Annotated in this window: 6 protein-coding genes and 1 rRNA gene; 1 reads left to right on the top strand and 6 read right to left on the bottom strand. The window is 41.5% G+C overall.

Annotation, left to right across the window (positions count from 1 at the left end; translation table 11 throughout):
* Window positions 1–22: 22 nt before the first annotated feature.
* Window positions 23–1565, bottom strand: a 16S ribosomal RNA gene (locus tag AACV01_RS02410).
* A 631-nt stretch (window positions 1566–2196) separates the two neighbouring features.
* Between AACV01_RS02410 and AACV01_RS02405 the strand changes: the two genes are divergently transcribed.
* A complete protein-coding gene (locus tag AACV01_RS02405; RefSeq protein ID WP_004249682.1) occupies window positions 2197–2760 on the top strand; it encodes a gamma carbonic anhydrase family protein in 564 nt (187 codons plus the stop codon).
* On the opposite strand, the gene AACV01_RS02400 is transcribed toward AACV01_RS02405, so the two are convergent.
* From AACV01_RS02400 to dprA, 5 genes are read right to left on the bottom strand one after another with little or no spacing between them, the layout of a single operon-like run.
* A complete protein-coding gene (locus AACV01_RS02400) occupies window positions 2736–2999 on the bottom strand; it encodes a DUF1488 family protein (protein ID WP_046334456.1) in 264 nt (87 codons plus the stop codon). The two genes, AACV01_RS02405 and AACV01_RS02400, sit on opposite strands and share 25 nt — an antisense overlap.
* On the bottom strand, window positions 2996–3820 hold the full coding sequence (aroE, locus tag AACV01_RS02395) for a shikimate dehydrogenase (protein WP_020946579.1): 825 nt from the start codon (window positions 3818–3820) through the stop codon (window positions 2996–2998). The genes AACV01_RS02400 and aroE overlap by 4 nt, the downstream gene beginning before the upstream one ends.
* 7 nt (window positions 3821–3827) lie before the next feature.
* The gene (tsaC, locus tag AACV01_RS02390) at window positions 3828–4397 is read right to left on the bottom strand and encodes an L-threonylcarbamoyladenylate synthase type 1 TsaC (protein WP_004249883.1); all 570 of its coding nucleotides are present in this window, start codon (window positions 4395–4397) and stop codon (window positions 3828–3830) included.
* Window positions 4390–4947: a DNA topoisomerase family protein gene (locus AACV01_RS02385; RefSeq protein WP_161682351.1), complete on the bottom strand. Its 558-nt coding sequence runs from the start codon at window positions 4945–4947 to the stop codon at window positions 4390–4392. The genes tsaC and AACV01_RS02385 overlap by 8 nt, the downstream gene beginning before the upstream one ends.
* 18 nt (window positions 4948–4965) lie before the next feature.
* Entirely contained in the window at window positions 4966–6123 is a 1158-nt protein-coding gene (dprA, locus tag AACV01_RS02380; protein ID WP_020946578.1) for a DNA-processing protein DprA, read from the bottom strand.
* Window positions 6124–6248: the final 125 nt, after the last annotated feature.

Raw genomic sequence — 6248 nt, 5'->3', positions numbered from 1 at the left:
CACATAACACGTATCTCTTAGGTAAGGAGGTGATCCAACCGCAGGTTCCCCTACGGTTACCTTGTTACGACTTCACCCCAGTCATGAATCACAAAGTGGTAAGCGCCCTCCCGAAGGTTAAGCTACCTACTTCTTTTGCAACCCACTCCCATGGTGTGACGGGCGGTGTGTACAAGGCCCGGGAACGTATTCACCGTAGCATTCTGATCTACGATTACTAGCGATTCCGACTTCATGGAGTCGAGTTGCAGACTCCAATCCGGACTACGACAGACTTTATGAGTTCCGCTTGCTCTCGCGAGGTCGCTTCTCTTTGTATCTGCCATTGTAGCACGTGTGTAGCCCTACTCGTAAGGGCCATGATGACTTGACGTCATCCCCACCTTCCTCCGGTTTATCACCGGCAGTCTCCTTTGAGTTCCCACCATTACGTGCTGGCAACAAAGGATAAGGGTTGCGCTCGTTGCGGGACTTAACCCAACATTTCACAACACGAGCTGACGACAGCCATGCAGCACCTGTCTCAGCGTTCCCGAAGGCACTCCTCTATCTCTAAAGGATTCGCTGGATGTCAAGAGTAGGTAAGGTTCTTCGCGTTGCATCGAATTAAACCACATGCTCCACCGCTTGTGCGGGCCCCCGTCAATTCATTTGAGTTTTAACCTTGCGGCCGTACTCCCCAGGCGGTCGATTTAACGCGTTAGCTCCAGAAGCCACGGTTCAAGACCACAACCTCTAAATCGACATCGTTTACAGCGTGGACTACCAGGGTATCTAATCCTGTTTGCTCCCCACGCTTTCGCACCTGAGCGTCAGTCTTTGTCCAGGGGGCCGCCTTCGCCACCGGTATTCCTCCACATCTCTACGCATTTCACCGCTACACATGGAATTCTACCCCCCTCTACAAGACTCTAGCCAACCAGTTTCAGATGCAATTCCCAAGTTAAGCTCGGGGCTTTCACATCTGACTTAATTGACCGCCTGCGTGCGCTTTACGCCCAGTAATTCCGATTAACGCTTGCACCCTCCGTATTACCGCGGCTGCTGGCACGGAGTTAGCCGGTGCTTCTTCTGCGGGTAACGTCAATTGACAAGGGTATTAACCTTATCACCTTCCTCCCCGCTGAAAGTACTTTACAACCCTAAGGCCTTCTTCATACACGCGGCATGGCTGCATCAGGCTTGCGCCCATTGTGCAATATTCCCCACTGCTGCCTCCCGTAGGAGTCTGGGCCGTGTCTCAGTCCCAGTGTGGCTGATCATCCTCTCAGACCAGCTAGAGATCGTCGCCTAGGTGAGCCTTTACCCCACCTACTAGCTAATCCCATATGGGTTCATCCGATAGTGCAAGGTCCGAAGAGCCCCTGCTTTGGTCCGTAGACATTATGCGGTATTAGCCACCGTTTCCAGTAGTTATCCCCCTCTATCGGGCAGATCCCCATACATTACTCACCCGTCCGCCGCTCGTCAGCAAGAAAGCAAGCTTTCTCCTGTTACCGCTCGACTTGCATGTGTTAGGCCTGCCGCCAGCGTTCAATCTGAGCCATGATCAAACTCTTCAATTAAAAGTGTTTGATGCTCAAAGAAATCGAAAACTTAGCTTATTCATTATATGAATTAACTTGTTAGTCACTCTTCAAGACTTGATACATCTAATTTTTTAGAAGATATCGTCTCTGCGAGTGCCCACACAGATTGTCTGATAATTTGTTAAAGAGCAGTGCAACTATCGCTGCCGTTTCCGGCCTTCTGCGTTGTTGCGAGGAGGCGTATATTACGCTATTCCTCTGAAGAGTCAAGAGTTTTTTCAAACTTTTTTCTTTTCTCTTCCCTTTCCGTCGTTGCTGTTGTCAGCTCATCGTCGGTCAGTGGGTGCGCATTATAGGGGCTTCTCAGATTAGCGCAAGTATTTATTTCAATTTTTTTTCTGTTCGCTCTATTTTTAAGCTACACGTCTATTTTTGACACTAAAACCCCGCTAGTAGCACAAAAATTATACTACCAATAACCGTTTTGTCTATTCGTTATCTTCTATCGATCATCATCGATCCACTTACTTTTATTATCATCGCTATTTATTTCAGTTAAAAATAATACTCTGGATTATTCTCTCGTCAGATATACCTGCTCACTGCTATGCTTTTCTATATTACAATTACAGCAAAGTACCGACACAATATTCGTATGAGGTCAATTATGAGCCATTCCACTATTAGAAGTTACTTACACTTATCACCTTCCATTGCTAAAGATGTTTATATTGACGTAACAGCCACTGTTATTGGTGATGTACGCCTTAGTGAAGATGTCAGCATTTGGCCAATGGTTGTGATCCGCGGTGATGTTAACTATGTCAGTGTAGGAGCAAGGACTAATATTCAAGATGGCTCAGTGCTACATGTTACACATGCATCAGAAAATACCCCTAATGGTTTTCCTCTCATCATCGGTGATGATGTGACTGTTGGACACAAAGCAATGTTACATGGGTGTACAATCGGAAACCGAGTATTAGTCGGCATGGGATCAATCTTACTTGATGGTGCAATTATTGAAGATAATGTCTTGATCGGCGCAGGAAGCCTAGTACCACCTGGTAAACGACTAGAAAGTGGTTTTCTTTATTTAGGTAGCCCAGTAAAAAAGATCCGCCCACTCACGCCCGCAGAAATACAACACTTTATCTACTCTGCTAATAATTACGTAAAGTGGAAGAACGACTATTTATCAACGGCTCATTCCGCCATTGATAAACAGTAAAATGGATGAAGAGTTGACACTTCATACAGCTTAGCCAACTCTTCAAATTCTTCTTCAATTTCCCATCGATGCTGTTTAAACAAACAAAGACCATTACTATTATCACCAAAGCGTGCCTTTAGCTCTTGTTCAGTGATTTGGCAATCAAATAACATTCCATTGACCATGATAGGGAAAAGAACGTATTTTTGATCTTCAAGCCACTGCTCACGATCAGGAAATTGAATGGATTGATTCATTTATTCAAATTTTCTCTTAAAATATTTATTGTTGGATTAATATCAGGTACTCGCTCATACCATAACTCAACGGCATAAGCGGCTTGCCCTACCAGCATACCTAGGCCATCAGATAAGCGTGTACTACCATTTTTTAATGCATGGTATAAAAAAGAAGTCATACCTGCCTTATAATACAAATCATAACAAGCAGTTTTAAAACCATAAGCACTATCAGGTATAGGTGGAATATCGTCCGTCATACTAGATGAAGAGGCGTTAATAATTAGATCATAATGTTTATCTGTAACATTTTGTGGAGCACTAGCTCTAATTGTACCAAATTGGCTAAATTCTTGTGCTAATTGTTGTGCTTTTTCAACAGTGCGATTAGTCAAAGTAATATCACAATTATAATTTAATAATGGTAATAATATCCCTCGTGTAGCACCACCAGCCCCAATAACAAGAACCGATAATATTTTTCCGGGGATAATAAAATCCAACCTAGCTAAATCAAGAATTAAGCCCTGACCATCAGTATTATCACCTAATAACGTGCCGTCATCTAATTTTAAAATAGTATTAACAGCACCACAGGCTTGTGCTCTTTGTGTTAATTTATCCACAAAGCGAAAAGCATCTTCCTTAAAAGGAACGGTAACATTAGCTCCACGTCCACCTTGAGAAAAAAATTGCGTTGCTAATTTATCAAATTCGCCTAATGGAACCAGTAAACGCCCATATTCATAATCAATCCCTGACTGTTTCGAAAAAAGCTGATGAATAAAAGGAGATTGACTATGTTCAATGGGATTGCCCATCACTACATATTTTTCCATAGCATCATTATCCTTGTCGATATAGCTCACCTGTGAGTGCATCTCTAATTTCAGAAGGATTTTTTCTGCCACCAACCTCGCCATTTACAATAGCAATTCGATTACGAAACTGCTCTTGTACTTCTTCAACACTACGACATGGAGGAAGTCCGCTTAAATTTGCGCTGGTTGATACTAATGGTTTGCCATAAGCCACACATAATGCTTTCACAATAGGGTGATCCGTAACCCTTACAGCTAAGGAAGAAAACCGCCCTGTTAGCCATTTTGGCGTTGTTGACTTAGCTGGAATAACCCAAGTGATTGGGCCTGGCCAAGAGGCAAACATCCGCTCCCGCTGTTCTTGAGTCAATGCGTTATCATCAATATAAGGTTTTAATTGTTCATAGTTATCAGCAATTAAAATAAGCCCTTTCTCAATGGCTCTCTGTTTTAACTCAAGTAATGCCATTACCGCGCTTTCACTATCAGGATCACAACCGACACCAAACACAGCTTCTGTTGGATAGGCAATAACTTGATTATTTTGCAGTGCTTCTATAATTGTATTATTTACAGGTGATACTTCGTTATTCATGTTCTTCTCTTTTTGTTTGTTGCTTGCCACACAATTTGCTGGCGCACACTAATCTTACTCCTTGAGAAGACCTCTTTTCCATCAATAATGGATAATGACAATATTCGCACTCACCATTAATCGGTTTGTTATTTAGTACAAATTGACATTCAGGATATTGGTTACAAGCATAAAATATTTTACCAAACCGAGACTTACGCTGTAATAATTTGCCCTTCTCGCACTGAGGACAATGAATCACAGTCTCATCAGGTTTATCAATTTGTTCTATATGCTCACAAGCAGGATAATTGCTACAGCCTATAAACATGCCAAACTTACCTTGTCGTAAAGCTAAATCTGCGCCACAACATTGGCAAGGCTGTCCTTCTAATACTTTAATAACCTGTCCATCGCCTTGAGATTTCAACGCCTTAATATAATGGCAATTAGGATAAGCAGAACATCCTAGAAAAGGGCCATGGCCACCATTTCTTATAATTAAATCACTGCCACATTCAGGACATTTTTCTTGCTCAGATGGATGCGTAAACGGCATTATTTTTGCCATTGTCTTACCTCATAACACTTATTCCAATCGAATATAGCCACCCGCCACAATAGCGACTTTTTCGATAAGCTCAAGCTCTAATAAAAGAGGAGCTAAATCTGATGTGGATAAACCGCTCTTATTCGCAATAATATCAATCGGGATAGCTTTATCAAAACCTAACAAAGGCAATATCAAATTTATTGATTGCTGTTGAGTGGGTGTAAGTTTTTCAATTTCTAATGGCATATTGCTGGACTCTTTTTTATTGGCAGCTGAGCCAACCTCTGCGATATGCTCGTCCTGTAAATCATCATTATGATTAAAGATTAACCACTGCCAAGAGCTATTTAAATATTCCATAATATCATCTGGCGAAGAGGCTAAATTCGCCCCCTGTTTTAGCAACTGATGATTTCCTTCAAAATGTGAATCACCGAGTAGTCCGGGTAACACAAACAATTCTTTGCCTTGTTGTAGAGCATAATTGGCAGTGATTAAAGATCCACTTTTTATGCCAGCTTCTACAATTAAGAGAGCTGAACTCAATCCACTAATAATTCTATTCCTTTGCGGGAAATGACGAGCTAAAGGTGGTGCCATCGGGAGATGCTCTGAAACAAGAACACCCGACTCTTTGATTTGCTCTGCTAGTCGACGATGAAATGATGGGTAAATTTGTTCTAAACCACTCCCTAATACAGCAATAGTGACGCCATGATGTTTTAAAGCACTACGATGTCCAACACCATCAATCCCTTGCGCCAACCCGCTTGTAATTGTGAATTTATTTTTCACGAGCTGTTGTGCAAAATAAGTCGCCCACTTAGTTCCATACTGTGTAGCATCTCTACTACCAATTAATGCAATTTGTGTGCTTTTTAAATGCTCTTTATTACCTGCAACAAAAAGCAAAAGAGGTGGAGAAGATATTTGTTTTAATAGCAAAGGATAATCTGAATCAGAAATTGTTAAGAGTGATGATTCATTTTTATCTAGCCACTTTAATGTACTTTTGACACAATTTGCCTGAAGCCTCATAAATTGGTGACTTTGTTGTTCTGATAGGCCACATTCTAGTAACACTTTACGATTTAGTTGCGCCAATGATTGTAAGTATTCCACCACCTTAATCGCTTTATTTACTGGCAATCTTGAAACAACATTAAGTCTTATCCATATTTCTCTGGCATCCATGCATTATCCTAGTGTTATTTTTTAACATACAAGGTGAGTGCTAAACTCAGCAAATACTGTCAATCCAGACAATAAATGTCTAGAATAGACGTTAATTCTCATTCACATTTTAGAAACAGTCCAAA

It is taken from the genome of Proteus sp. G2609 (assembly GCF_963896135.1).
Taxonomy (GTDB): domain Bacteria; phylum Pseudomonadota; class Gammaproteobacteria; order Enterobacterales; family Enterobacteriaceae; genus Proteus; species Proteus mirabilis.
Note: the sequence above shows the minus strand (reverse complement) of the source record. Positions and strands in the feature narration are given on the sequence as shown.

What these genes read in the sequence shown, in the direction of transcription:
- AACV01_RS02405 (WP_004249682.1), top strand. Translation starts at nt 2,197, where the DNA reads ATGAGCCATTCCACTATTAGAAGTTACTTACACTTATCACCTTCCATT.
- AACV01_RS02400 (WP_046334456.1), bottom strand. Translation starts at nt 2,999, where the DNA reads ATGAATCAATCCATTCAATTTCCTGATCGTGAGCAGTGGCTTGAAGAT.
- aroE (WP_020946579.1), bottom strand. Translation starts at nt 3,820, where the DNA reads ATGGAAAAATATGTAGTGATGGGCAATCCCATTGAACATAGTCAATCT.
- tsaC (WP_004249883.1), bottom strand. Translation starts at nt 4,397, where the DNA reads ATGAATAACGAAGTATCACCTGTAAATAATACAATTATAGAAGCACTG.
- AACV01_RS02385 (WP_161682351.1), bottom strand. Translation starts at nt 4,947, where the DNA reads ATGGCAAAAATAATGCCGTTTACGCATCCATCTGAGCAAGAAAAATGT.
- dprA (WP_020946578.1), bottom strand. Translation starts at nt 6,123, where the DNA reads ATGGATGCCAGAGAAATATGGATAAGACTTAATGTTGTTTCAAGATTG.